Origin of the sequence: Vibrio sp. V01_P9A10T6 (assembly GCF_963877065.1) — a bacterium.
Lineage (GTDB): Bacteria > Pseudomonadota > Gammaproteobacteria > Enterobacterales > Vibrionaceae > Vibrio > Vibrio anguillarum.
This window is the reverse complement of sequence record NZ_CAWNTB010000066.1, coordinates 1-23,479: the sequence shown is the minus strand read 5'-3', so window position 1 is coordinate 23,479 and position 23,479 is coordinate 1. Positions and strand designations below refer to the sequence as shown.

The window sequence follows — 23,479 nt, the reverse complement described above, 5'->3', positions numbered from 1 at the left end:
CGGTCGATCCTGAATGTGTATCTGCTAGAATTTATATCATTGTGTGACAATGATATCGCAACGCAAAGAGCGTGGAGTAACAAATGAAATTCGTTGATGAAGCGATAATTAAAGTCGAAGCGGGTGATGGCGGTAACGGTGTCGTGAGCTTTTGGCGTGAAAAATTCGTGACGAAAGGCGGCCCTGATGGCGGCGATGGCGGCGATGGTGGCGACGTTTATATCCAAGCCGATGAAAACTTAAATACCTTGGTTGATTACCGATTCCAACGCTTTTACGCTGCTGAGCGCGGCCAAAATGGTGGCGGTGCTAACTGTACAGGTAAGCGCGGTAAAGACATTACTTTGAAGGTGCCTGTTGGGACTCGAGCGGTTGACATTCACACCAATGAAGTTGTGGGTGAAGTTGCAGAGCATGGCAAAAAAGTGATGGTCGCTAAAGGTGGCTGGCATGGTTTAGGTAATGCTCGCTTTAAGTCATCCGTTAACCGTGCACCACGCCAAAAAACCATGGGTAAAAAAGGTGAGGTGCGCGAATTGCGCCTTGAGCTTTTACTGTTAGCTGACGTGGGCATGCTTGGCTTGCCGAATGCGGGTAAATCAACCTTTATTCGTTCTGTTTCAGCAGCGAAGCCAAAAGTCGCTGATTACCCCTTCACTACGCTGATCCCAAGTTTGGGTGTCGTGAGTGTGGTTCCTGAGAAAAGTTTCGTGATCGCTGATATTCCGGGCTTGATTGAAGGCGCGGCCGATGGTGCTGGTTTAGGTATTCGCTTCTTAAAGCACTTAGAACGTTGCCGAGTGTTGCTGCATATGATCGACATTCTTCCTATTGATCAAAGTGATCCTGCGCAAAATGCGCTGACCATCTTTGATGAGCTAGAGCAATACAGTGAAAAAGTGTCACAAAAACCTTGTTGGTTGGTGTTCAACAAAGTTGATCTGATGCTTGAAGAAGAAGCCGATGAAAAGATCCAAGAGATCTTAGATGCGCTGGCTTGGGAAGGACGATACTTCAAAATTTCGGCAGTAAACCAACAAGGTACGGCGGATTTGTGCCGTGAGTTGGCTGACTATATGGAAACGTTACCTCGTGAGCAGGAAGAGCTCAGTGAAGCTCAGAAAGTCGATTTCATGTGGGATGATTACCATAAAGATGAGATGAACAGCCAAAATGTGATCACTGAAGATGGTGATGACTGGGATGATTGGGACGACGAAGAAGATGACGGCCACGTTATCTATGTTCGTGATTAATTTTCCTGAATTGATTGAGCCGCAATAATTATTGCGGCTTTTTTATAGCTAAATCATATTTAAAGCACCCAATTTCGGGCACACTATTGGGCTTTTAGGACGTTCGGAAAGGAATCATGACATCCAAACAGAGGCTTGTTTCTCGATTGATCGCCCAGGCTGGGCAAATGTTGTTGGCTCATGGTGCGGAAAGTACACTGGTGGGCGATATTATGCGTCGCATGGGAGCGGCGTGTGGCATGAGTGAAGTGGAAGTATCGCTCTCGGCGAGTTCACTTGTGCTAACCACGGTTTATGATGGCCATTGCATTACGACTGCGCGCCGTTGTCCTGATCGTGGGATCAATATGCGGGTAGTGACGCAAGTCCAGCGCATCTGCATCATGATGGAAAAAGGGATTTTAGATTATTCCCTTGCGCAGAAAAAACTCAATCAGATCAGCCCTGAACGCTACAACCGTTGGTTGGTTGTGGTAATGATTGGTCTTTCTTGTGCTGCATTTGCTCGTTTAGCTGGCGGAAATTGGACGGTGTTTACGATGACGTTCATTGCTTCTGCGGCGGGTATGATTGTGCGCCAAGAGATTGGGCATCGCCAATTTAATCCGCTCGTCAACTTTACGGTGACCTCATTTGTCACTTCGATCATTTCAGCGCAAGCTATCATCTACCAGCTAGGCAATAAACCAACCATTGTGATGGCTTCTTCTGTACTGATGTTAGTCCCCGGTTTTCCTTTAATTAATGCGGTCGCGGATATGCTTAAAGGTTATATCAATATGGGTATTGCCCGTTTTGTGATGGCAAGTTTGCTTACGTTGGCAACGAGTTTGGGCATCGTTGCGGCGATGAGCGTGACGGGTGTATGGGGGTGGTAGCGATGGATTGGATGAATTTATTACTCGGTTTAGCCAATGATATGTTTTTTGCTGCAATCCCAGCCGTTGGTTTTGCTTTGGTGTTTAATGTTCCTGTACCAGCCCTAAAATATTGTGCGTTAGGTGGTGCGATTGGTCATGGCTCACGTTACTTAATGATGCAATTTGGAATTCCCATTGAGTGGGCGACTTTTTTTGCTGCAACTATCGTTGGAATGATTGGCGTGCGTTGGTCGCGTAAATTTTTAGCCCACCCTAAAGTGTTTACGGTAGCGGCTTTGATCCCAATGGTTCCCGGGGTTTTTGCCTTTAAAGCGATGATTGCAATGGTTGAAATTAACCATCTTGGTTTTACGCCAGAGCTGCTGGCGATACTGATGGATAATTTTTTAAAAGCGATGTTTATTATCGCGGGCTTAGCGGTTGGCCTTGCGGTTCCGGGTTTGTTATTCTATCGGCGCAAACCCATAGTGTAAGGGCATGGGCTATTTTTCGTGATGACACTTTAGGATCTTATTTATGATCATCAGCATGATTGCCGCGATGGCAGACAACCGGATTATTGGTAAAGACAATCAAATGCCATGGCATTTACCGGCCGATTTTGCATGGTTTAAACGCTGTACATTGGGCAAACCAGTGATCATGGGGCGAAAAACTTATGAGTCTATTGGTCGCCCGTTACCTGGTCGCCATAATATCGTGATCAGTCGTGATGCTTCATTGGCAATTGAAGGGGTAAGTATTGTCTCTTCGATTGAAGAAGCCATTGAGGTTGCGGGTCATGTGGATGAAGTGATGATCATTGGTGGCGGCTCTATCTATCAAGCCTGTATGCCACAGGCCAATAAACTATACCTCACCTTTATTGACTTAAATATTGAGGGAGATACGCAATTTCCCGAGTGGGGGAGTGAGTGGCAAGAAGTTCATCGTGAAATGTATCAAGCGGATGACAAAAATGCTCACAACATGCAGTTTGTGGTTTTTGATAAGCAATAGGGGATTTCGGAGCGATATTAAGCAACGATCCAAATCTTTTTATTCGTTAGCCTTTACGGGTTAACGCTGGTTGAGTGAAGTAGTGTTTATCTTCCCAGCGTAGCATGGTCAAACATCCTCCCCACACACAGCCAGTATCAAGCCCTATCACTTCCTTGCTGCGGTAACCTTCTAACGCAGCCCAGTGGCCAAAGAGGACTGTTTTATCGAGTTTAAGGCGTTTGGGTAGGGCAAACCACGGTAACAATTCTTCATCTTTTATTTCTTGAGGGGGAAGTTTGCACGCCATATCAAGACGCCCATCAGCAAAGCAAAAACGCATCCGAGTATAGGCATTGATGGTATAGCGATAGCGATCAATCCCTTCTAGCTTCGAGCTCCACATATCAGGTGTGTTGCTGTACATCTGCTCGATAAGCCAGCGCCAACGATCACTTTGCAAAATACTTTCGACTTCTTTTGCTGCTTGACGTGCAGTTTCAAGATCCCACAGAGGAGAAATCCCCGCATGGCACATAACAAAGTCAGCATGTTCAGCGAGGAGCGGTTGATGGCGCAACCAAGTGAGCAGCTCTGTTGCATCGTTCGCTTGTAATATGGGTAAGGTTTTATCACGAGGTTTACATGGGTGGATGCCCAGCGAGACGGCCAGTAAGTGAAGATCGTGATTGCCTAGAACGATACGCGCCGAACTACCCAATTGTTTGATAAAACGTAGCGTTTCTAGAGATTTAGGGCCTCTTGCAACTAAGTCGCCAGCTACCCACAGTGTGTCTTGTTGTGGTTGGAATTGCACTTGAGCCAATAAACACTGTAGTTCGTCAAAACAGCCTTGAATGTCGCCGACAATATAGTTCGCCACGGCTACCTCTTTTAATTTAAAACATTAGGAATAGCGAGACGAAAAGGCTCAATTTCAACAATAAATTCAGCGTCCGCTTCATCTAACATAATGTAATGACCTTGCATAACACCGACTGGCGTTTCTAACGCCGTACCACTGTTATAGCGGTACTCATCATTGGGCAAGATAATCGGTTGTTCCCCAACCACGCCATCACCTTCCACAGACATCTGTTTGCCATTCGCATCGGTAATTAGCCAACTGCGGCTCATCAGCTGTACCTGCTGGTTGCTGAGGTTACGGATGGTGATCACATAGGCAAAGATATAGCGGTGTAAATCGGGATTGGACTGCTCGGGGAGATACTGGGTATGGACTTGGATTTTGATACAAGGTTCAGAGATATCCATGTTAACTCCTTGTTTTTATAGATGAGCGATAGACATTGGCCGTTTATCGCTCAATCGTTATTAGGCGTGATGAGCGTCTAACCAGTTTGCCATAGCAACAAACTGTTCAAGTGTTAGGTTTTCCGGGCGCATGCCAGGGTTGACCCCAAGTTCTTCTAGCGTTTCCACCTCAATCAAACCTTTGTAGCAGTTGCGTACGGTTTTACGACGTTGGTTAAAACCATCTCGGCAGACACGCTCTAACCATTTCATGTTTGTCGTTGGATGCGGCAGTACTTCATAAGGCACCAAACGCACCACGGCTGAATCAACTTTCGGTGGCGGCACAAAAGCAGTTGGCGGAACTTCTAACACAGGAACCACTTTGCAGAAATACTGCGTCATAACCGTTAAGCGCCCGTAAGCTTTACTGCCGGGACCAGCAGCTAAACGGTTGACCACTTCTTTTTGCAGCATGAAGTGCATATCTTGAATATCTTTATGGAATTCAAATAAGTGGAACATTAATGGCGTTGAAATGTTGTATGGCAAGTTGCCGAAAATGCGCAGTTTATTATTCGGCTTCACCAACTGCGTAAAGTCAAAGCGCATCGCATCGCCTTCGTGAATCGTCAATTTACTCGATAATTCTGGGTGGTTGCGCAGGCGCTCAGCTAAGTCACGGTCTAGCTCAATAACAGTGAATTTATCCACTTCGCGGCCGACTGGCTCAGTTATCGCTCCAAGACCGGGGCCGATCTCAACCAAATTTTGTCCCGGACGAGGGTTAATCGCAGAGACGATGCCATCAATAATGTATGGATCGTTTAGGAAGTTTTGACCAAAACGTTTACGCGCTTTGTGCCCTAAGTGGACATCATTTCTCATAGTTTTCTCGAAATTAATTAGGTTTCTTTTCTACCAAGTCAATCGCGTAGGCGAGTGCTGTTCTAAAGCTCCCTGTATCCGCAAGCCCTTTCCCTGCCAATTCGAGTGCGGTACCATGATCGACCGATGTTCTTATAAAGGGTAGACCAAGAGTAATATTTACTGAACGACCAAAACCTTTGTACTTTAATACGGGCAGGACTTGGTCGTGATACATGCCTAAAACAGCATCGGCATCTTGCAAGTATTTGTCATTGAAGATGGTGTCGGCTGGTAGTGGGCCAATCAAATTAATGCCATCTTGCTGACGAATTTTTTCTAGTGTTGGAGTGATGGTTTCTATCTCTTCACGGCCCAGACAGCCATCTTCTCCCGCGTGTGGGTTTAAACCACACACATAAATTTTGGGTTGAGCAATGGCAAATTTTTCCACCAAATCTTTATGCAAAATAGTGATGATTTTTTCTAACCGCTCGACCGTTACTGCCTTTGATACATAAGCCAGTGGAATATGTGTTGTCACTAGCGCGACTCTCAACCCTTCTGTTGCGAGCATCATAACCACCAGTGGAGTATTAGATTTTTCAGCAAAGAATTCAGTATGGCCGCTAAATGCAACGCCAGCTCGGTTGATCACCCCCTTGTGCACAGGGCCGGTGACAATAGCATCAAATTCATCATTCATACAGCCTAAAGCGGCTCTTTCTAATGTATTTAATACATAATGTCCATTGGCTTCATTCAGTTTCCCCGTTATCACCGGTGCGCCGAGGGGAATATGATCCACTACTAACCGTCCCGCTTGCTGTGGTTTTGGTGCGGAGGTGACTAAGTAGTCTTCCAATATAACGTCAATATTGAGCTCTTTAGCGCGCTCTGCAAGCAAGCTTTTGTCCGCGCATACCACCAGTTGATGTGCCCAATCTTCTTTTGATAAGGCCAGCACCAAATCTGGGCCAATACCCGCGGGCTCGCCAGCGGTAACCACGATGCGTTTAATTGTCATCTTGGTTGTCCTGTATAATTTCGACAAAGGCACTGGCACGCATTTCTTGTAGCCATGCGCTGGCTTCTTCATTGAATTTTCGATTAAAAAGAATGCGATAAGCTTTGTTTTTCAGTGCAGAGTCGGTGCGGTCGACTTCACGGCGATCAAGCACTTCGACAATATGCCAACCATGAACGGTTTTAAAGGGTTCGCTGATTTGTCCAACCGATAATGTTTCGATTTGATGTTGAAACTCCGGCACGTACAGATCCGGTGTTTGATAACCCAATTCGCCATTTTGCGCCGCAGAGCCGGGATCTTGGCTGTATTGCTGCGCCAATTCACCAAAGGTCGCTTCACCTGCCTTAATGCGACGAATGAAGTCATGTAGCTCTTTTTGTACGCCGTCATCGCTTAAAATGACCGTGGGTTTGATTAAAATATGGCGTGCATTAACTTCCGTGACCGCGACGGTTTCTAATCCTTTGACGTCATCAATTTTAAGAATGTGGAAACCGACGCCACTGCGAAATGGCCCAATAATAGAGCCTTTGTTTTGCATTTTGATTTGGTCGGCAAAAATTGTCGGCATTTCTTCTTTGCGCATCCAGCCCCAATCACCACCTTGCAGCGCTTTCGGACCTTTTGAATAGGTATAAGCCATGGTGCTGAAATCTGCTCCTTGGTTGAGTTTTTCGACTAAGGTTTTGGCTTGCTGTTCTACTGCGGCCTTATCTTGAGTGTCGTCAACACGCAGTTGGATGTGGCTGATTTTATATTGCACCGTTGCATTGGTTTCTTGCGCAAGAATATTGGCTAAGTTGTCCACTTCGTCCGGTAATATATTGATCCGGCGACGAACTAAAGCATTGCGCGCTTCACTTGCTGCAATTTCTTTACGTACTTGTTCGCGAAATTCGGCATAAGTCAGCCCTTCAGCAGTAACAGAAGCGTTAAGCTGTTCCAGGGTTTGATTATTGTTTTTCGCGATGTCGGCGATCGCGTCACTGAGTCGGTTATCGTCAATGCGAACGCCAATGCGTTGTGCTTCTTGTTGCTGAATGGTATCAATAATCAATTTTTCAACCACTTGCTCACGCAGCACTGTGTCTTCGGGTAGCGTTTGACCATTTTTCTTTGCATTAATGGTCAAGGTTTTTAATGCACCATCAATGTCACTCTGTAAAATAACGCCACTATTGACGATGACGGCGACGCGATCGAGCTCAACAGGAGCAGCGTATGCGGTGTTTAGGCTTAATGTTGCCATCAATCCAATCAGTGTGTGTTTCCACAATTTCATTTGTAGTCCTATCAAAATGAGCAAGGGCCTTTACGCTTAAGCAAAGACCGAATAAATTAGTTGTTTAGGAAAAATGGACGACCATAACTTAATGAATTTCCAGCGCTGTCTACGCCCGTCATTCCGGAACCTGCACCAATCGTGGTGCCAAAACCGACAATACCAAAGTTCAAACTAAAGTTATTTTCGTAGAGTGGCGTAGCATTAGGGTCAGTAACAAAATCACCATCCCATTTCCGCAGTTGATTACTATAAGTAAAACCAATATACCAACAATCTGAGGTGTAGCTTAGGTTAGCTAGCCACTCTAAGTCCTTTTCTGTGGTTAAATCGTAGAAGTACTGTCCGCGGGCATTCCATTTTTTAGAGATCTTGTAGCGAGCCAGCAAACCTACTTGAGATATCCCGTCTTTTGTTATTCCACTGGTATTAAAGTCAACGGTGTTTTCTATATAGTCTTTAGTTACATAGCGATAGTTAGTTTGAATATAGCTAGAGCCAACCCGATACTCTAGAGTGCTGTTGGCGAGCTGCATCGTACTGCTGTCAATGTCGTACTGAACCCCGCCATGGTAGAAGAGTAAATCATCATAGTTGAAGTCCATTTCGACGGCCCAAGCCGAATAGTTGGAAGTGTTGGCTGAATTATCTCCCTCATTAGGGGAGGAATTCTTGAGATCTTTTTTGAGGTAAAAAATCTGGCCAAAAGAGATATTTAAACGTTCTTTATACTGGTCGTCGAAAAACCGTGAAGAGGCACCGTAGCTGATCTGATTTGCTGGGGCAATATAATCGACACCACTGTATTTACGGCTGCGGAATAAACCATAATAATCGGTTTGCAGTAGCGTTGTATCGTACAGCCCGATATTGCGCTGATCTTCTCTCGGTACGTACAGGTACTGAATCTGCGGCTCAAGTGTCTGCGTATAATCATCAAACAGAACCGTATCTCTTTCCAGTACTAATCCCGCATGAGTTCTAAATTCCGGAATGATGCGTGAAACGCTCTCTTTTAGGTCTTTATAGTTATCCGAATTGAGGTCAACACCGCTGAGATCTTGTTGGTAATAAGTACCAAGCACTCGCGCTTCGGTTGTCCAAGTGCCCCAGGTGTTACTGAGAGGAATAGTAAAGCCCGGTTCAATGTGCGCTCGGGTGGCTGCAGGTTTTCCTCTTGCATCGGTTTCAAAACGCGATAGATGGCTCACCACATCAAAGTTCAAATACGGTAATAATTCGGGCGCATAGTAATTAAACGCAATCTGTGGCATCAAGCGATAGGGTTGGTTGGTGCTAGTTTTGTCTTCTGTAAGCAGCTGAAAGTCGCGAACCAGTATCGATGAATCCCAATTGTGGGTCCGGTAGGTGGCTTTACCTTCTTGGATAAGCTGACCATCTTCTCGGTTACCGATACCTGAGTCTAAATCACTAAAGTAGCTAATGTCACTGACTTGAGAGTAGTCAATTTCAAACTTCCAAGCTTGGTTGAAAATACCACTGTGTTGGTATTGGAAGCCCCAGCGGCTGCCCTTTTCCGGATATTTTTGATCATCAGGTAAATATTCAGATTTAATGTTACCTGTACCAAAATCATTCAGATAACGGAATTCACTGTTTAATTGCGTACCGCGTTCTTGCATATATTTAAAGGTCGTTTCTAGGTCATAGTTTGGCGCTAAGTTCCAATAAATAGGCACTTGGGCTTCAAAACCATCGCTAGAACCGTAAGAAACGGTAGGGTATAAAAATCCCGTTTTACGTGTGTCGCCAATCGGCACCGTAAGAAATGGCAGATAAAAAATCGGAATATTTTGAATCTCGAAGCGCGGATTATAAAAAGTGGCTTGCTCTTCATTTTGGTCAATATCAATGCTGGATGCTTTCAATCGCCATGCATTATTGCCTTCAGGGCAAGAGGTAATCGAACCATCTTCTATCTCATAAACGGCCTTACCCGTTTTGGAAATATACACAGCTTCACCGCGGCCGGGTTCACACAAAAATTGATATTTTGTGTTCTCTAATGTCATTAAATCCGTATTAAGATTGTTGGTGGCTTTGTCAGAAATGGTCCTTACTTCACCGTCACTGAAGTTGACATTACCTTGCGCAACCACAATATTATCTTTCTGATGCAGGGTAACGGTATCCGCTAGAATGCGTTTTTTACCTTGAACAACGACCACATTGCCTGAGTAGTTTGCGCGTTCACCGTTCACGGCTTCTAGCGTATCAGCCTCGACATTAATCGGTTGCTGACTTGAGTTTTCTGCTTCAGGTTCGTTGATCAAACATTGATCTATAGCGGGCATTTCCTGCACACTATTGTCTAACATAGCTTCTGCTTGAGTCTGTGGCACAAAAAGAGCTGCGCTAATTGAAGCGGCTAACAAGGTGCGGGAAAAACATGACATCGAGTTGTACTATCCTGTTTGAACTTGATTGATTCGGAAGATGGATGGCCGAATGTAAAATAAAACGTTTCTTATCATAAAGGAAATTGAAGCTCCCGGCACTATCAGACCGCTTTACTCCTGAAAAATTCATAGATTGAGAGCACATAATGCATATTTTTGGCAAAATTCTTGGCGCTTTTTTTGGCTTCTTATTTGGAGGACCGTTTGGCGCCTTTTTTGGTTTGTTTCTCGGGCATCAATTTGATAAAGCTCGTCGTTTGAATCAAGCGGGGTTTAAAACTAGCTCATTTGGTTCAGGGCCAAGCCAAACTGAGCGACAAGACGAATTTTTTAAAGCCGCTTTCGCGGTCATGGGCCATGTTGCTAAAGCGAAAGGGCAAGTCACCAAAGAAGAGATCCAGCTAGCTACCATCATGATGGAGCGTATGAACTTACATGGTGAGCAACGTAAAGCGGCTCAAGATGCGTTTCGTGAGGGGAAAGAGAGTGGTTTTCCTTTAGAGGAAGTGTTGGAGCGTGTGCGCCTTTCGACGGGTGGACGCTTTGACTTGTTGCAATTTTTCCTCGAATTGCAAATATCAGCCGCGTTTGCCGATGGGGATGTTCACCCTAGCGAGCGCAATGTACTGCACAAAATCGCTCGTAGTTTGGGTTTCTCATCCGATCAACTGGAAAGACGCTTGCGTATGCAAGAAGCGGCCTTTCGTTTTCAACAAGGCGGAAATTTTGGTGGCCAACAACAAGGCTACCAGCAATCTGGGCAGTGGCAACAAGCCGCGCAAGCTGAACGCCTCACTGATGCTTACGATGTGTTAGGCGTGAGTAAAGATGCGGATGCTAAAGATATTAAACGTGCCTATCGCAAATTGATGAATGAGCATCACCCAGATAAATTGATGGCCAAAGGCTTACCACCAGAGATGATGAACGTTGCGAAAGAAAAATCGCAAGAGATCCAAAATGCGTACGATTTGATTAAGAAAGAGAAGGGTTTTAAGTAACCGGCTATCGTGAATTACCGCGAACGTTCCAATCGATTGAGCTGGTGCAAACTGGCTCTTTTTATTATGAGCATACGCAAGACACAAAAAAGCCAAGTTTGAAAACTTGGCTTTAGAAAGTGGCTCCCCCTGCAAGACTTGAACTTGCGACATACGGATTAACAGTCCGCCGTTCTACCGACTGAACTAAGGGGGAACAGAATGTTTGCTTATCTTATGCAGATAAATGGTGCCGACTACCGGAGTCGAACTGGTGACCTACTGATTACAAGTCAGTTGCTCTACCTACTGAGCTAAGTCGGCGCCGAATCAATAAGCAGTGCTCATTGATGAAAAGTGGCTCCCCCTGCAAGACTTGAACTTGCGACATACGGATTAACAGTCCGCCGTTCTACCGACTGAACTAAGGGGGAACAGGTTTTAAAGAATGGTGCCGACTACCGGAGTCGAACTGGTGACCTACTGATTACAAGTCAGTTGCTCTACCTACTGAGCTAAGTCGGCACATTTTTATCTTTAATTTTATTGTCTGTGCTAGGCACCAACAATTTAGAAACTGTGGTGCCCGGAGGCGGAATCGAACCACCGACACGAGGATTTTCAATCCTCTGCTCTACCGACTGAGCTATCCGGGCGACGGGGTGTATTAAAAGGTTTTTCGCATTTAACGTCAACAGTAAAATGCAAAAAAAATGTCGTTTGTTGTTTTTCTATACTTAGTGACTCGTTTTTGCCCATTTTCGTTAAAAATTAGTGTCAGATTAGATAGGGAAAGAGGCGTTGAAAAGAAAATAGGAGCTTTGAATGGAGCAAATAGCGAATAAAAGCGCGTTGAAAAACACACGTTTATCCGCTTGGTTACACTAAAGGAGCAAACTCACCAGACTGGTTTTAGTTTTTGACGGAAAATGGACTGACCCATAATTTAATCGTTGTAGAGGTAATCGCTGTAGAGGTAGAGGGGATTGGATAAATATGACAGGTAATAAAAAAGCCAAGTCGTTAGACTTGGCTTTAAAAGTGGCTCCCCCTGCAAGACTTGAACTTGCGACATACGGATTAACAGTCCGCCGTTCTACCGACTGAACTAAGGGGGAATTATCTGTGTAAGTCTAAGACTTCGCACCAAATAATGGTGCCTCGAGGCGGAATCGAACCACCGACACGAGGATTTTCAATCCTCTGCTCTACCGACTGAGCTATCGAGGCAATAAATGGTGCCGACTACCGGAATCGAACTGGTGACCTACTGATTACAAGTCAGTTGCTCTACCTACTGAGCTAAGTCGGCGCACTTTATTTATTGCTTGCTGCTACTTTAACAAAAGCACCAACAATTTAATTTGTGGTGCCCGGAGGCGGAATCGAACCACCGACACGAGGATTTTCAATCCTCTGCTCTACCGACTGAGCTATCCGGGCAACGGAGCGCTATTAAACGGATTTTCCCTTCAATCGTCAACTGCTTTTTGGAAATTTTTTGAAAAAACGGTTTGTTTGCTGCGAATTTAGACAAAGCTGCGCTTTTTTATCCACCTGCGTTAAATTCCTTTTTGAATTTTGTTACTTTTTCTAAGTACCTTCTCGATTCAGCATTAGGGTGTTTTTGGGTCAGCGCCCAATAGACTTGATTGGGTTGCAGTGAATTTAAGTCCCTCATCGCTCGTTTCCTATCTTTGCTAAAGGTATTCAGTACTCCCCCTGTACCGCCGTTGTAGGCCGAAATCATACTGTATTCGAGTGACGTTGGATGGCTGACCTCTTTGAGGTAGCGGTTTTTTAGAATATAAAAATAGGCCGTTCCCGTATCAATATTTTTTTCGGGATCAAACAGATATTCAGGACTGGGCTCACCAGATTTATTTTTGACCAGTTTAAAAACATCTCGACCTGCGGTTTTAGGAACCACTTGCATCAAGCCATACGCATTGGCCCAACTGACGGCGTAGGGGTTAAAGCTACTTTCAGTTTTTATGATCGCGTAGATCAGATCTTCGGGAATGTTATATTTTTTCGAGGCTCGGTGCACGATGTCGGCGTATTTATAACCTCGTTTAGAGGCATGATCCGCTACCATAGGAATTTCCACATAGTAGGCTTTTTTGAAATCAACGTTCTTAACTTTTAATTTATTTTCAATAAGATAATCAGCAAATCGATTCGCGCGCCAACCCCACTGGATCGGTTGTTTATCTTGATCAAGCACTTGGTTGTACAAAAATGGCTGACCATTCAATTCGATATTTTGTGAAGAGAAAAGGTCAACGTGTGCGGGATCATCAGGCGTGAGCAAAGTGGTAATAATGGCATTGCGCAGATGTTTTTTGGGGTCAGTTGGGGAAACTGTTTCGATAATAATGGTTCCCGTGGAGAAATTGACTTCGGAACGACTCAGGTAATTATCGATGTATTTTACATAGTTGCTTTTACCGGCGACTTTGATCTCTTTACTGCCCCAACGTTTCTCAATGTTGCCAGAAAAACTGCTGATCAGTGTATCTAAGGCGGCAGTATCTTTGACAAATTGCCCGGGTAATTGCGCTAAGTTTTTGGCAAAACGGTTAGTCGGCTCGTAGTCGACGCTGTATATGCGTTCAACTAATTCTCGGCTACAACCGGCCAGTAGCATTGCAATAAAAAAGTAAGTCAGCTTTCTCATTATCTTCCCAATACAAAAATGACATCAGAGCGTTTACCATGATGTCATTGATTATCCTAGAAATAAATAAGGTATCTCTTATTTGCTTGGTGGCGTGTAGCCTTCGATATGGACCTCTTTTCCTTCAAATAGGAAGTTGGTCATTTCGGTTTCCAGCAATTTACGATGTTCAGGGTCCATCATATTGAGTTTTTTCTCGTTGATCAGCATGGTTTGCTTATGCTGCCATTGTGCCCAAGCCTCTTTTGAGATGTTGTCAAAAATACGTTTACCCAATTCACCTGGGTACAGTTGAAAATCCAAACCGTCGGCTTCTTTATTTAGTCGAGCACAAAATACAGTGCGGCTCATGGTCACTTCCTCTTCGGTGTTTTAAGGGTTAATTTCAAATGGAAGGCTTTCTAGCAACTGTTTTACAGGAGCGGCTAAGCCGATTTGTTCCGGTTGGGCTAAGTTATACCAAAGACCTTTGCTTGCTTCCATGATGATGTTCGGTTGTTGAGATAACTCCACCAAGATCGGTGTGATCTCTAAATGATAATGGCTAAACGTGTGGCGAAAAGCGATGAGTGGGCGAATAGAGCGGATAGCGCTCTCTTTGATGGCTCTGTGATCAAGTTGATCTTCGATGGCACTATTGGAGTTTTCAGGGAAGCAAAATAATCCACCCCAAATTCCACTTTGAGGGCGCTGTTCTAACCATACTTGATGGTTATGGTGCAGCATCACAAACCAGGTTTGTTTGGTTGGTTTGTCTGTTTTTGGTTTTTTGCCCGGATAATCGAGTGGGTTATTTTGTTTATTGGCGATGCAAAAAGATTCAACTGGGCAGAGCGTGCATTTCGGTTTGCTGCGTGTGCAGACCATCGCCCCCATATCCATCATGGCTTGGTTATATTTATCAACATCTTGCGCTGGCGTATTTTGTTCGGCATGTTGCCACAACTGAGTTTCAACCTTTTTTTGCCCCGGCCAGCCTTCGACAGCAAAGCAGCGGGCTAAAGTACGCTTTACGTTACCATCTAAAATGGCGTGCGGCTGCTTATAAACCGAAGAAAGCACCGCCGCAGCGGTTGAGCGGCCAATACCCGGTAGAGCATTCATCTGTTCGATATCAAGGGGAAACTCACCGCCATATTCGCTGGCCACTATTTTGGCTGCTTTGTGTAGATTGCGCGCACGTGCGTAATAACCAAGGCCGGTCCATAGGTGCAGTACCTCGTCTTGTTCTGCATTGGCCAAATCAATCACGGTTGGAAAGCGTTGCATGAAGCGTTCGAAATAAGGGATCACCGTGGCGACTTGAGTTTGTTGGAGCATAATTTCCGACAGCCAAACGCTGTAGGCCGTTTTGTTTTGTTGCCACGGCAAATGTTTGCGCCCATAGGCGTCATACCATTTTAAAATGGCGTTAGCGAAAGGTGTCACGACAGGCTCTTTGGTTTATAGTTTTAGTGGAGCAAAATTGCACCACATAAATGTGACGTTGTAAAACGGACAAATTGTGTGGATTTATCCAACAAGTTTATTTCGATAACACTTGCACCGAGAATAATTCTTTGGATAATCCCCGCTTTGATTAATCAATGTGCAGGCAAGATCAATGAGTGAAGTAACCACCAACGAATATACCGAAGAAGGCAAAATACTGCGTCGAATCCGTAGTTTCGTTCGTCGTGAGGGTCGATTAACCAAAGGCCAAGAAGCGGCAATGAATGAATGTTGGCCAACAATGGGTATTGATTTCCAGCCACAATTGCTCGATTGGGCGGCGGTTTTTGGTAACGATAACCCGGTGGTTTTAGAAATCGGTTTTGGTATGGGCGCTTCATTAGTTGAAATGGCTAAAAATGTACCGCAAAAAAACTTCTTTGGTATTGAAGTGCATAGCCCAGGTGTTGGCGCCTGTTTGTCAGCCGCTCGTGATGCTGGCGTGACTAATTTACGCGTGATGTGCCATGATGCAGTGGAAGTGTTTGAACACATGATCCCTGATGGTAGCCTGCATACACTGCAACTGTTCTTCCCTGATCCTTGGCACAAAAAACGTCACCACAAGCGCCGTATTGTGCAGTTAGAATTTGCGGAAATGGTACGTCAAAAACTAAAAATGGAAGAGGGCATCTTTCATATGGCGACCGATTGGGAAAACTACGCTGAGCATATGATTGAAGTGATGAATCAAGCGCCGGGCTTTGCCAATATTGCCGCAGAAGGTGACTATATTCCTCGTCCAGAAGAACGTCCTTTGACTAAATTTGAAGCGCGTGGTCACCGTTTAGGTCATGGTGTGTGGGATATAAAATATAAACGCACCGCGTAACGACTCACTTTTATTGCTGCAACAAAATTAGCGATTAAAGAAAAGCCAACATTGTTGTAATGTTGGCTTTTTCGGCCTTAGCGCCCTACGAAAATCATTATAAAAATAGAGAAAAACATTTCTCACCCGAGGTAAAGTCACCCATGAAGCTAACACCCAATCTACTTGCTGATATTTTGTGTGAGGTTCGCCCACTGATCGGCAAAGGAAAAGTCGCCGATTACATTCCTGCTTTAGCCAAAGTACCGAATAACAAGCTGGCGATCGCGGTTTACACCAATCAAGGTGAAGTGATTTCGGCTGGAGATGCCACGGAAGGATTCTCAATTCAATCCATCTCTAAAGCTTTGAGCTTAACGCTTGCTATGATGCTTTATAAACCAGAAGAGCTATGGCTTCGTGTCGGAAAAGAGCCTTCAGGCCAAGCGTTTAATTCGATGATCCAGCTTGAAATGGAGCAGGGCATTCCGCGTAACCCTTTTATCAATGCTGGAGCTATTGTGGTGGCGGATATGCTGCATAGCCGTTTATCAGCCCCTCGGCAGCGCTTACTGGAGTTTGTACGTCAGTTGTCGGGTGAAGAGGGCATCGTATACGACAAAGTGGTAGCGGCTTCAGAAATGATGCACAGCGATCGCAATGCTGCCATCGCCTATTTGATGCGATCGTTTGGTAATTTCGATAATGACGTTATCCCGGTGCTGCACAACTATTTTCACGCTTGTTCACTTAAAATGAGCTGTGTTCAATTAGCGAAAACCTTCAGTTATCTGGCGAATAAAGGGGTGTCCGTGCATACCAAGGAAGCGATAGTAACGCCGACACAAAGTAAGCAGATCAATGCGTTATTGGCGACTTGCGGTTTGTATGATGGCGCAGGAGAGTTCGCTTATCGTGTTGGCATGCCGGGTAAATCGGGCGTAGGTGGCGGTATTATTGCTGTTGTTCCTGGGGAGATGACGATTGCGGTTTGGTCGCCAGAGCTTGATGCGTCAGGTAATTCTTTAGCGGGCACTAAGATGTTAGAACTCTTGGCTGAGCGTATTGGTCGCTCTATCTTTTAAGTTCAATATTTTCTGACAGCCCGTGTTTTTGGCAAAAGATTGGCTACCGATTAGGTTAGCCAATCTCTGTTGGGTTTATCTTTTTAGTCGTCAGCCATAAAGGCTTCGAGCAAGTCATTAAGAAACAGTTTTCCTTTTTCTGTGATTTGCCAGTGACTTTCGGTTTGCGTTAAATAGTGTTCGGCTAGTGCCCAATCTATCGTTGGTTGAATAACGCTTAAACTTAATCCAGTTGTTTCAACAAAGTCTTGTTTCGGACAAGGTTCCATCAAGCGAAAGCGGTTCATGAAGAATTCAAAAGGGCGATCCGCAGCGGCGACTTCAAATTCGTCATCCAAGTAAGGTTTGAGTAAATTGAGATAGCCACGCGGATGCTTCACCTTAGTGGTGCGTACAATACGCCCATCGTTAAAGCTGAGCTTGCCATGCGCGCCACAACCAATCCCCAGATAATCACCAAAGCGCCAGTAATTTAAGTTGTGTTGGCATTGATAGCCGGGTTTGCTATAGCCAGAAATTTCATACTGCACGTACCCAGCGGCGGCCAATTTTTGGTGACCCAACTCGAAAATATCCCACAGTGCGTCATCATCTGGCAAAGTAGGCGGTTTAAAGTAGAAAACCGTATTAGGTTCAATGGTCAGTTGATACCAAGAAAGATGAGGTGGGTTTAGTGCAATCGCTTTGTCTAAATCGGCCAGCGCTTGTTCACAGTTTTGATCGGGTAAGCCATGCATCAAATCTAAGTTGAAGCTGTTTAAGCCGATTTGATGAGCTAATTGAGCGGCATTAACCGCTTCTTGCTGACCATGAATTCGCCCTAAACGTGCCAGTTTTTGTGGCTCAAAACTTTGTACACCAATCGAGATGCGCGTCACCCCTGCTTGTCGATATCCAACAAAACGGTCAGCTTCTACCGTGCCCGGGTTGGCCTCCATGGTGATTTCAATCCCAGGCTTAAACGTAATACGCGCTTCAATGCCTTGCAGCAGGCGAGCAATACCTTCAGCAGAAAAAAGACTCGGTGTACCACCGCCAATAAAAATGGAATGCAATGGGCGAGGATGGTCTGCAAGGCGGTATTTGGCGATATCGGTATCGAGATCCTCCAATAGCGCATCAATGTATTCACGTTCAGGAATATCGTGCTTTAGCGCGTGAGAGTTAAAATCACAATAGGGGCATTTTTGTACACACCACGGGATGTGCACGTACAAACTCAGCGCGGGTGGTTGCAACATTATGAATTTTGCTCGCTTAAGGTTTTAAATAGCATTTTTAGCGCTTTGCCACGATGTGAAAGCTGCTTTTTACGTGCAGGTAGCAGTTCTGCTGAAGCGCAGTTATCTTCAGGGACAAAGAAGATCGGATCATAACCAAAACCGTTACTGCCGTGAGCTTGGTGCAAGATGCGACCTTGCCACGTACCATGGCAGACCAATGGTGTTGGGTCATTTTCGTGACGCATGAAAACCAGCACGCAATGAAAACGAGCGGTGCGTTGTTCGTCTGGTACGCCTTCCATTGCCGCTAATAATTTTTCTAGGTTTTGTTGGTCACTGGCATTTTCACCAGCGTAGCGCGCCGAGTAAATTCCCGGAGCACCTTGCAGATAATCCACTTCTAAGCCGGAGTCATCGGCAATCGCAGGTAAGCCAGTGATTTTGGCAGCATGTCGTGCTTTGATGATCGCATTTTCAATAAAGGTGGTGCCAGTCTCTTCGGCTTCTGGGACGTTTAATTCTGTTTGCGCCACCACATCAAAACCGAAATCAACCAGCAGATCAGCCATTTCGCGCACTTTGCCTTGGTTTCCTGTGGCTAATACTATTTTTTTCATTGCACTGTTTCTCTATTCTTCGACGTAGAATTTTTGGGTGAATTTAAGCTTACCGGTGCCTTTTAAGCCCGCATCAACCTCAATGTCAAAACTCAAATTCTCTTCATTGGTAATGGGGAATTCAGCGAGGTAATAAATCGCGTTGCCCTCTTTGAATTGTTTAAATTCAAGTTCACGTACCTGACCGATTAGGTTTTTTGCATTGCCTTTGAGTGTCGCTTCCATAGCTGGTTTACCTAAGGCCGAGTTATCTAATACGCTGATGTTTAAAATAGCTGAGTAACCATTACGTTTTAACTGATAACTGCGCGCCACTTGTGGCGTTAAAAATGTTGAGTTGAAAGCTGAGTAGTGAACTTCAACATTCTTGATGGTTTGAAACTGCTCGGCGAGTGTGGGTAGCGAAATAAAGGCTATAACAAACGCTATCATCCATTTACGCATGTGGTGCTCCTTACAAAACAGAGTGGGCTAAATAAAAAGCCATCACAAGATGGCTTCAATCGGCTCTGGTATCACTTGAGGTGAATGAATTCGGACTTGTTTATGACGTCCCAATTCCCCTTTTTCTATCTCGATTAAACCTTTGGCGACTTTAAATTGTTTGGCCAAGAATTTGGTTAAATGCGCGTTGGCTTTGCCATCAACAGGCGGGGCTGTGATGGCAATTTTGAGCTCCTCACCATGCAAGCCGACGATACTATCGCGGCTTGCTTTGGGTTGGATGTAGAGTTTGAGGATTAGATCCTCTCCCTCTTGCCAAACAGCAGATGACATTACAACTGATACCATACTGGGCCAATAAAATCGCCCATTAGGAAGTTAGCAAACTGCAGCACAATAAACAGCACCAATACACTTAAATCAAAACCACCCATCGCCGGTAGAATACGGCGGATCGGCGCAAGCATCGGCTCGGTTAATTGATGAAATACGTATTCAATCGGGCTGCGGCCTTGGCTAACCCAACTAAGAATAGCGCGGATCAACAGCACCCAGAACAGCAAACCGCCAGCGGCTTTGACTAACGAGAGTAAGCCTAAGAATAAAAAGTAGACGCTAAAACTAACTGCACCACCTGATGCCACCAGCATTAAGGCAATAAATTTCAATACGCACAGCACGTACGCAAAGAGAACCGTAGCCAAATCTAGGCTACCAATGGATGGAATCGCTCGGCGCAGTGGGCCAACCACAGGTTGCGTTGCTTTGACGATAAACTGGGAGAATGGGTTATAGAAATCGGCACGCGCTGCTTGTAACCAGATGCGTAAAATTACGACCATGATGTACAGATCAAACAGGGTGGAGATCAAAAAACTCATTGAATTCATAGCTAGCCCTTAATATGAGTAGAGTGTCGTTTGCGCTATAGCTTAGTGAAACGCCACTAGGATTAAAACAGTTTTTCCATTTCTTGTGCACGAGTTATGGCCGCTTGCATCGCTTGTGCAACGATATTGGCAAGTTGATGCTCGTTAAAGGTGCGAATCGCCTCGGCGGTGGTGCCGCCTTTGGAGGTCACTTGTTCACGCAATGTCGAGAGTTCAATCTCAGGGTTTGCCACCACCATTTCGGCTGCGCCTAACGCCGCTTGTTGTACTAACAAACGGGCCGTTTCTTTATCAAAGCCTTGAGCGATGGCTTCATTTTGCATCGCTTCCATAAACAAAAAGAAGTAGGCAGGCGCACTGCCTGCGGCGGCGATGATGCCATTAATGGCGGACTCGTTTTCAACCCAGCACACTTCACCAACGGCTTGTAGCAATTGTGCGGTAAAGCGTTTGTCTTGCTCTGATACGCTTGGAGCGGCAAATAGACCGCTCATGCCTCGATTGATCAGCGAAGGTGTATTGGGCATGGCGCGTACTAGTTGTAGTTCGGTCGCCAGCATCTCATTAAGGCGCGCCGCAGAAACACCTGCTGCAATGGAGATCACCAACTTATTTCTAAAATCAATGTCTTGCAAAGGTTGACAGACACTGGCCATCAACTGCGGTTTGACCGCTAGTACCACCACATCGGCTTGCTGCGCTGCGGCAAGATTATCGCTGGTGGTGTGAATGCCATAAGCACTTTCCAGCGGCTTACGTCTTGTTTCAGACGGTGCGGTCGCGGTAATTCTATCAGCCGGATAACCGCTGGCGACTAAGCCTGCAATAATTGCTTTGGCCATATTGCCTGCACCGATAAAAGTGATGTTTCTCTGCTGCATCTGCTGACCCCTAATTGCTTGTCGCTGATTAATTATTGTGTGGTTGATAGTTAAGCCAGTGCTAAGCGTAATCACGCGCACCAAAAATAGCGGTGCCGATCCTCACCATAGTGCTACCAGCTTCAATCGCCGCTTGCATGTCGCCACTCATGCCCATTGAGAGCGTATCTAACCCTAAAAAACGTTCAGACAATTGCGCTTGTAAACTCGCCAGTTTTTGAAATGCGGCAAGTTGCGCAGCGTAATCGGGGACATTCTCAGGAATAGACATCAGTCCTCTTAACGTGAGGTTGGGCAACGCGGATATCAACTCTGCCAACTCAACTATTTCGTGTTCATCAATGCCCGATTTCGAGCTTTCGCCGCTTGTGTTGACTTGAATCAGGACTTGTAGCGGTGGCATGCCCACCGGGCGTTGATCATTTAAACGCTGGGCAATTTTACTTCGATCGACCGTATGCACCCAAGCAAAGTTCTCGGCCACAATACGCGATTTATTGGACTGAATTGGGCCGATAAAGTGCCATTCTAAATCCAGTTCGGGGTGCAAGGTATTGAAGTATTGAACTTTATCCGCGCCTTCTTGCACATAGTTTTCACCAAATAAACGTTGCCCAGCGTGCGCCGCTTCTAGAATCGCCTCGACAGGTTTGGTTTTACTGACCGCTAAAAGTTGCACTCTCTCTCGAGCGCGTCCACACTTTTGTTGTGCACTTTCAATTTGTGAAGTGATCTGTTCGATGTTTTGTTGAATACTACTCATAGCCTGACTTTACTAAGGAAATTAAATGGATATCGCTGAGCTACTGGATTTTAGTGTAAAGCACAACGCTTCGGATCTACATCTATCTGCAGGTGTTCCACCTATGGTACGGATAGATGGTGAAGTAAGAAAGCTCGGAGTGCCTGCTTTTACTCATGCTGACGTGCATCGTTTGATTTTTGAGATCATGAACGATGCTCAGCGTAGTGAATTTGAAGAGAAACTGGAAGTGGATTTCTCATTTGAGCTGCCTAATGTAGGGCGTTTTCGTGTCAATGCTTTCCATCAATCTCGTGGCTGCTCTGCGGTTTTCCGGACGATTCCAACGGTGATCCCAACCTTGGAAGAACTACAAGCGCCTGACATTTTTAATAAAATCGCCAATTATGAGAAAGGATTGGTGCTGGTGACTGGGCCAACAGGGTCGGGTAAGTCGACCACACTGGCAGCAATGGTTGATTACATTAATTCTCATCACAACAAACACATTTTAACCATTGAAGACCCCATTGAGTTTGTGCATAGCAACAATAAATGTTTGGTTAACCAACGTGAAGTACACCGAGATACCCACAGTTTTAAAGCGGCGCTACGCTCGGCGCTGCGCGAAGATCCGGATGTAATCTTGGTCGGTGAGCTGCGCGATCAAGAAACCATCAGCTTAGCGTTAACCGCGGCTGAAACCGGGCATTTAGTGTTTGGCACGTTACATACCAGCTCTGCGGCGAAAACCATCGACCGGATCATTGATGTGTTTCCCGGTAGTGATAAAGAGATGGTTCGTTCAATGCTCTCTGAATCATTGCGAGCCGTGATTGCGCAAAAGTTGCTAAAACGTTTAGGTGGGGGCCGCGTCGCATGTCATGAAATTATGCTTGCCACTCCTGCGATTCGTAACTTGATCCGCGAGGATAAGGTTGCGCAGATGTACTCCATCATCCAAACGGGTGCGGCGCATGGCATGCAAACCATGGAACAGAATTCTAAACAGTTGATTGCGCAAGGTATTGTCGATCAAGAAGAAGTGCAGAAAAAACTGGAAGTCAATTCATCACCATTTTAAGAGAGAGCTCATGGAACTGAACCAATGTCTTGAGGGTATGTTGACTCAAAAAGCTTCCGACTTGTACCTCACCGTAGGAGCGCCAGTGTTATTTCGCGTCGATGGAGAGTTAAGAGCTCATGGCGAAAAGTTATCCCAAACGCAGGTGATGGCGTTGTTAGATGCCATGATGGATGAGGATCGCCGCCGTGAATTTCAACGCACACGTGAAGCCAATTTTGCAGTGGTGAGAGAGATTGGCCGTTTTCGTGTCAGTGCTTTTTTTCAGCGTGAGCTGCCCGGTGCGGTGATCCGCCGTATTGAAACTCATATCCCCACTTTTGAAGAATTAAAGTTACCGGGCGTGTTGCAAGATCTCTCGATTGCAAAGCGTGGGCTGGTGCTGGTGGTCGGCGCGACGGGGTCGGGCAAATCGACCACCATGGCGGCCATGACGGGTTATCGTAACTCGCACCGAACTGGGCATATTTTAACGGTGGAAGATCCGATTGAGTTTGTGCATGAGCATCAGCGTTGCATTGTGACCCAGCGAGAAGTAGGGTAGGATACCGAGAGTTACGAAGTGGCTCTGAAAAACTCTCTG

General features: G+C 45.5%; 24 protein-coding genes, 9 tRNA genes and 1 pseudogene. 9 read left to right on the top strand and 25 right to left on the bottom strand.

The features are described from left to right. Positions 1 to 83 precede the first annotated feature (83 nt). From cgtA to folA, 4 genes are all read left to right on the top strand, one after another. Positions 84 to 1,256, top strand: coding sequence for an Obg family GTPase CgtA (cgtA, locus tag AACQ21_RS03885; RefSeq protein WP_010320622.1), 1,173 nt, complete (start codon positions 84 to 86; stop codon positions 1,254 to 1,256). 116 nt (positions 1,257 to 1,372) lie between these two features. Continuing rightward, on the top strand, positions 1,373 to 2,134 hold the full coding sequence (locus AACQ21_RS03880; RefSeq protein ID WP_105976334.1) for a threonine/serine exporter family protein: 762 nt from the start codon (positions 1,373 to 1,375) through the stop codon (positions 2,132 to 2,134). Then, positions 2,122 to 2,610, top strand: a complete 489-nt coding sequence (locus AACQ21_RS03875) for a threonine/serine exporter family protein (RefSeq protein WP_013857839.1) — start codon at positions 2,122 to 2,124, stop codon at positions 2,608 to 2,610. Before AACQ21_RS03880 ends, AACQ21_RS03875 begins: the two co-directional genes overlap by 13 nt. Before the next feature lie 43 nt (positions 2,611 to 2,653). Next, positions 2,654 to 3,136 carry a type 3 dihydrofolate reductase gene (gene folA, locus AACQ21_RS03870; protein ID WP_017045398.1) on the top strand — a complete coding sequence of 161 codons (483 nt, stop codon included), beginning with the start codon at positions 2,654 to 2,656 and terminating at the stop codon, positions 3,134 to 3,136. 46 nt (positions 3,137 to 3,182) lie between these two features. On the opposite strand, the gene apaH is transcribed toward folA, so the two are convergent. The 6 genes from apaH to lptD are packed head-to-tail and all read right to left on the bottom strand — an operon-like array spanning position 3,183 to position 9,965. Beyond that, positions 3,183 to 3,998, bottom strand: coding sequence for a bis(5'-nucleosyl)-tetraphosphatase (symmetrical) ApaH (gene apaH / locus AACQ21_RS03865; protein ID WP_105976333.1), 816 nt, complete (start codon positions 3,996 to 3,998; stop codon positions 3,183 to 3,185). An 11-nt stretch (positions 3,999 to 4,009) separates the two neighbouring features. Continuing rightward, positions 4,010 to 4,390 (bottom strand): Co2+/Mg2+ efflux protein ApaG, encoded by a 381-nt coding sequence (gene apaG, locus AACQ21_RS03860; protein ID WP_105976332.1) that lies wholly within the window; start codon positions 4,388 to 4,390, stop codon positions 4,010 to 4,012. 60 nt (positions 4,391 to 4,450) lie between these two features. Continuing rightward, the gene (gene rsmA / locus AACQ21_RS03855; protein ID WP_013857835.1) at positions 4,451 to 5,257 is read right to left on the bottom strand and encodes a 16S rRNA (adenine(1518)-N(6)/adenine(1519)-N(6))-dimethyltransferase RsmA; all 807 of its coding nucleotides are present in this window, start codon (positions 5,255 to 5,257) and stop codon (positions 4,451 to 4,453) included. 13 nt (positions 5,258 to 5,270) lie between these two features. After that, positions 5,271 to 6,263 carry a 4-hydroxythreonine-4-phosphate dehydrogenase PdxA gene (pdxA, locus tag AACQ21_RS03850; protein ID WP_017043800.1) on the bottom strand — a complete coding sequence of 331 codons (993 nt, stop codon included), beginning with the start codon at positions 6,261 to 6,263 and terminating at the stop codon, positions 5,271 to 5,273. After that, a complete protein-coding gene (gene surA / locus AACQ21_RS03845) occupies positions 6,253 to 7,548 on the bottom strand; it encodes a peptidylprolyl isomerase SurA (RefSeq protein ID WP_064624316.1) in 1,296 nt (431 codons plus the stop codon). The genes pdxA and surA overlap by 11 nt, the downstream gene beginning before the upstream one ends. Before the next feature lie 56 nt (positions 7,549 to 7,604). After that, entirely contained in the window at positions 7,605 to 9,965 is a 2,361-nt protein-coding gene (lptD, locus tag AACQ21_RS03840) for an LPS assembly protein LptD (protein WP_105976331.1), read from the bottom strand. Positions 9,966 to 10,114: 149 nt separating this feature from the next. On the opposite strand from lptD, the gene djlA reads away from it, so the two are divergent. Further along, a complete protein-coding gene (djlA, locus tag AACQ21_RS03835; RefSeq protein ID WP_105976330.1) occupies positions 10,115 to 10,969 on the top strand; it encodes a co-chaperone DjlA in 855 nt (284 codons plus the stop codon). A gap of 120 nt (positions 10,970 to 11,089) precedes the next feature. On the opposite strand, the gene AACQ21_RS03830 is transcribed toward djlA, so the two are convergent. The 12 genes from AACQ21_RS03830 to mutY all read right to left on the bottom strand — a co-directional run bounded on the left by AACQ21_RS03830 (position 11,090) and on the right by mutY (position 15,056). Further along, positions 11,090 to 11,165: transfer RNA gene (locus tag AACQ21_RS03830), tRNA-Asn, on the bottom strand. Positions 11,166 to 11,196: 31 nt separating this feature from the next. Further along, positions 11,197 to 11,272 (bottom strand) — tRNA-Thr (locus tag AACQ21_RS03825). Between the two features lie 34 nt (positions 11,273 to 11,306). After that, positions 11,307 to 11,382, bottom strand: a tRNA-Asn gene (locus AACQ21_RS03820). A gap of 15 nt (positions 11,383 to 11,397) precedes the next feature. Beyond that, positions 11,398 to 11,473 (bottom strand) — tRNA-Thr (locus AACQ21_RS03815). A gap of 55 nt (positions 11,474 to 11,528) precedes the next feature. After that, a tRNA-Phe gene (locus tag AACQ21_RS03810) sits at positions 11,529 to 11,604 on the bottom strand. A 386-nt stretch (positions 11,605 to 11,990) separates the two neighbouring features. Beyond that, positions 11,991 to 12,066, bottom strand: a tRNA-Asn gene (locus AACQ21_RS03805). Between the two features lie 36 nt (positions 12,067 to 12,102). Continuing rightward, positions 12,103 to 12,178 (bottom strand) — tRNA-Phe (locus tag AACQ21_RS03800). A gap of 6 nt (positions 12,179 to 12,184) precedes the next feature. Then, positions 12,185 to 12,260, bottom strand: a tRNA-Thr gene (locus AACQ21_RS03795). Between the two features lie 55 nt (positions 12,261 to 12,315). Beyond that, positions 12,316 to 12,391 (bottom strand) — tRNA-Phe (locus AACQ21_RS03790). A 106-nt stretch (positions 12,392 to 12,497) separates the two neighbouring features. Continuing rightward, positions 12,498 to 13,628: a membrane-bound lytic murein transglycosylase MltC gene (gene mltC / locus AACQ21_RS03785; RefSeq protein ID WP_105976329.1), complete on the bottom strand. Its 1,131-nt coding sequence runs from the start codon at positions 13,626 to 13,628 to the stop codon at positions 12,498 to 12,500. Positions 13,629 to 13,706: 78 nt separating this feature from the next. After that, positions 13,707 to 13,979 carry an oxidative damage protection protein gene (locus AACQ21_RS03780; RefSeq protein WP_010320634.1) on the bottom strand — a complete coding sequence of 91 codons (273 nt, stop codon included), beginning with the start codon at positions 13,977 to 13,979 and terminating at the stop codon, positions 13,707 to 13,709. A 21-nt stretch (positions 13,980 to 14,000) separates the two neighbouring features. Beyond that, complete coding sequence (mutY, locus tag AACQ21_RS03775) at positions 14,001 to 15,056, bottom strand: A/G-specific adenine glycosylase (protein ID WP_105976328.1); 1,056 nt, start codon at positions 15,054 to 15,056, stop codon at positions 14,001 to 14,003. 175 nt (positions 15,057 to 15,231) lie between these two features. On the opposite strand from mutY, the gene trmB reads away from it, so the two are divergent. Together trmB and glsB are read left to right on the top strand one after the other, a co-directional pair. Further along, on the top strand, positions 15,232 to 15,951 hold the full coding sequence (gene trmB, locus AACQ21_RS03770) for a tRNA (guanosine(46)-N7)-methyltransferase TrmB (protein WP_105976327.1): 720 nt from the start codon (positions 15,232 to 15,234) through the stop codon (positions 15,949 to 15,951). Positions 15,952 to 16,094: 143 nt separating this feature from the next. Beyond that, positions 16,095 to 17,015: a glutaminase B gene (gene glsB, locus AACQ21_RS03765; RefSeq protein ID WP_026028230.1), complete on the top strand. Its 921-nt coding sequence runs from the start codon at positions 16,095 to 16,097 to the stop codon at positions 17,013 to 17,015. An 83-nt stretch (positions 17,016 to 17,098) separates the two neighbouring features. On the opposite strand, the gene hemW is transcribed toward glsB, so the two are convergent. The 7 genes from hemW to AACQ21_RS03730 form a co-directional block, all read right to left on the bottom strand. Then, positions 17,099 to 18,256 (bottom strand): radical SAM family heme chaperone HemW, encoded by a 1,158-nt coding sequence (hemW, locus tag AACQ21_RS03760; RefSeq protein ID WP_105976326.1) that lies wholly within the window; start codon positions 18,254 to 18,256, stop codon positions 17,099 to 17,101. Continuing rightward, positions 18,256 to 18,855: an XTP/dITP diphosphatase gene (locus tag AACQ21_RS03755; protein WP_017042394.1), complete on the bottom strand. Its 600-nt coding sequence runs from the start codon at positions 18,853 to 18,855 to the stop codon at positions 18,256 to 18,258. The genes hemW and AACQ21_RS03755 overlap by 1 nt, the downstream gene beginning before the upstream one ends. 12 nt (positions 18,856 to 18,867) lie before the next feature. Then, positions 18,868 to 19,299 carry a DUF4426 domain-containing protein gene (locus tag AACQ21_RS03750; RefSeq protein WP_013857823.1) on the bottom strand — a complete coding sequence of 144 codons (432 nt, stop codon included), beginning with the start codon at positions 19,297 to 19,299 and terminating at the stop codon, positions 18,868 to 18,870. 42 nt (positions 19,300 to 19,341) lie between these two features. Continuing rightward, positions 19,342 to 19,632: a DUF167 family protein YggU gene (yggU, locus tag AACQ21_RS03745; protein ID WP_026028959.1), complete on the bottom strand. Its 291-nt coding sequence runs from the start codon at positions 19,630 to 19,632 to the stop codon at positions 19,342 to 19,344. Then, positions 19,632 to 20,189, bottom strand: coding sequence for a YggT family protein (locus AACQ21_RS03740; RefSeq protein ID WP_010320643.1), 558 nt, complete (start codon positions 20,187 to 20,189; stop codon positions 19,632 to 19,634). Before AACQ21_RS03740 ends, yggU begins: the two co-directional genes overlap by 1 nt. A 62-nt stretch (positions 20,190 to 20,251) precedes the next feature. Beyond that, entirely contained in the window at positions 20,252 to 21,070 is an 819-nt protein-coding gene (proC, locus tag AACQ21_RS03735) for a pyrroline-5-carboxylate reductase (protein WP_105976325.1), read from the bottom strand. Positions 21,071 to 21,131: 61 nt separating this feature from the next. After that, on the bottom strand, positions 21,132 to 21,833 hold the full coding sequence (locus tag AACQ21_RS03730; RefSeq protein WP_105976324.1) for a YggS family pyridoxal phosphate-dependent enzyme: 702 nt from the start codon (positions 21,831 to 21,833) through the stop codon (positions 21,132 to 21,134). A 25-nt stretch (positions 21,834 to 21,858) separates the two neighbouring features. Here AACQ21_RS03730 and AACQ21_RS03725 point away from each other — a divergent pair, with 25 nt between their 5' ends. Both AACQ21_RS03725 and AACQ21_RS03720 read left to right on the top strand, forming a co-directional pair. Continuing rightward, on the top strand, positions 21,859 to 22,896 hold the full coding sequence (locus AACQ21_RS03725) for a type IV pilus twitching motility protein PilT (RefSeq protein ID WP_013857819.1): 1,038 nt from the start codon (positions 21,859 to 21,861) through the stop codon (positions 22,894 to 22,896). A gap of 10 nt (positions 22,897 to 22,906) precedes the next feature. Next, a pseudogene (locus AACQ21_RS03720) lies at positions 22,907 to 23,437 on the top strand (ATPase, T2SS/T4P/T4SS family); the annotation flags it as partial. Between the last annotated feature and the right edge of the window lie 42 nt (positions 23,438 to 23,479).

What these genes read in the sequence shown, in the direction of transcription:
- djlA (WP_105976330.1), top strand. Translation starts at nt 10,115, where the DNA reads ATGCATATTTTTGGCAAAATTCTTGGCGCTTTTTTTGGCTTCTTATTT.
- AACQ21_RS03740 (WP_010320643.1), bottom strand. Translation starts at nt 20,189, where the DNA reads ATGAATTCAATGAGTTTTTTGATCTCCACCCTGTTTGATCTGTACATC.
- lptD (WP_105976331.1), bottom strand. Translation starts at nt 9,965, where the DNA reads ATGTCATGTTTTTCCCGCACCTTGTTAGCCGCTTCAATTAGCGCAGCT.
- rsmA (WP_013857835.1), bottom strand. Translation starts at nt 5,257, where the DNA reads ATGAGAAATGATGTCCACTTAGGGCACAAAGCGCGTAAACGTTTTGGT.
- AACQ21_RS03875 (WP_013857839.1), top strand. Translation starts at nt 2,122, where the DNA reads ATGGGGGTGGTAGCGATGGATTGGATGAATTTATTACTCGGTTTAGCC.
- glsB (WP_026028230.1), top strand. Translation starts at nt 16,095, where the DNA reads ATGAAGCTAACACCCAATCTACTTGCTGATATTTTGTGTGAGGTTCGC.
- mltC (WP_105976329.1), bottom strand. Translation starts at nt 13,628, where the DNA reads ATGAGAAAGCTGACTTACTTTTTTATTGCAATGCTACTGGCCGGTTGT.
- AACQ21_RS03755 (WP_017042394.1), bottom strand. Translation starts at nt 18,855, where the DNA reads ATGAAAAAAATAGTATTAGCCACAGGAAACCAAGGCAAAGTGCGCGAA.
- AACQ21_RS03725 (WP_013857819.1), top strand. Translation starts at nt 21,859, where the DNA reads ATGGATATCGCTGAGCTACTGGATTTTAGTGTAAAGCACAACGCTTCG.
- pdxA (WP_017043800.1), bottom strand. Translation starts at nt 6,263, where the DNA reads ATGACAATTAAACGCATCGTGGTTACCGCTGGCGAGCCCGCGGGTATT.
- AACQ21_RS03750 (WP_013857823.1), bottom strand. Translation starts at nt 19,299, where the DNA reads ATGCGTAAATGGATGATAGCGTTTGTTATAGCCTTTATTTCGCTACCC.
- AACQ21_RS03730 (WP_105976324.1), bottom strand. Translation starts at nt 21,833, where the DNA reads ATGAGTAGTATTCAACAAAACATCGAACAGATCACTTCACAAATTGAA.
- folA (WP_017045398.1), top strand. Translation starts at nt 2,654, where the DNA reads ATGATCATCAGCATGATTGCCGCGATGGCAGACAACCGGATTATTGGT.
- yggU (WP_026028959.1), bottom strand. Translation starts at nt 19,632, where the DNA reads ATGTCATCTGCTGTTTGGCAAGAGGGAGAGGATCTAATCCTCAAACTC.
- AACQ21_RS03780 (WP_010320634.1), bottom strand. Translation starts at nt 13,979, where the DNA reads ATGAGCCGCACTGTATTTTGTGCTCGACTAAATAAAGAAGCCGACGGT.
- apaG (WP_105976332.1), bottom strand. Translation starts at nt 4,390, where the DNA reads ATGGATATCTCTGAACCTTGTATCAAAATCCAAGTCCATACCCAGTAT.
- cgtA (WP_010320622.1), top strand. Translation starts at nt 84, where the DNA reads ATGAAATTCGTTGATGAAGCGATAATTAAAGTCGAAGCGGGTGATGGC.
- proC (WP_105976325.1), bottom strand. Translation starts at nt 21,070, where the DNA reads ATGCAGCAGAGAAACATCACTTTTATCGGTGCAGGCAATATGGCCAAA.
- hemW (WP_105976326.1), bottom strand. Translation starts at nt 18,256, where the DNA reads ATGTTGCAACCACCCGCGCTGAGTTTGTACGTGCACATCCCGTGGTGT.
- trmB (WP_105976327.1), top strand. Translation starts at nt 15,232, where the DNA reads ATGAGTGAAGTAACCACCAACGAATATACCGAAGAAGGCAAAATACTG.
- AACQ21_RS03880 (WP_105976334.1), top strand. Translation starts at nt 1,373, where the DNA reads ATGACATCCAAACAGAGGCTTGTTTCTCGATTGATCGCCCAGGCTGGG.
- surA (WP_064624316.1), bottom strand. Translation starts at nt 7,548, where the DNA reads ATGAAATTGTGGAAACACACACTGATTGGATTGATGGCAACATTAAGC.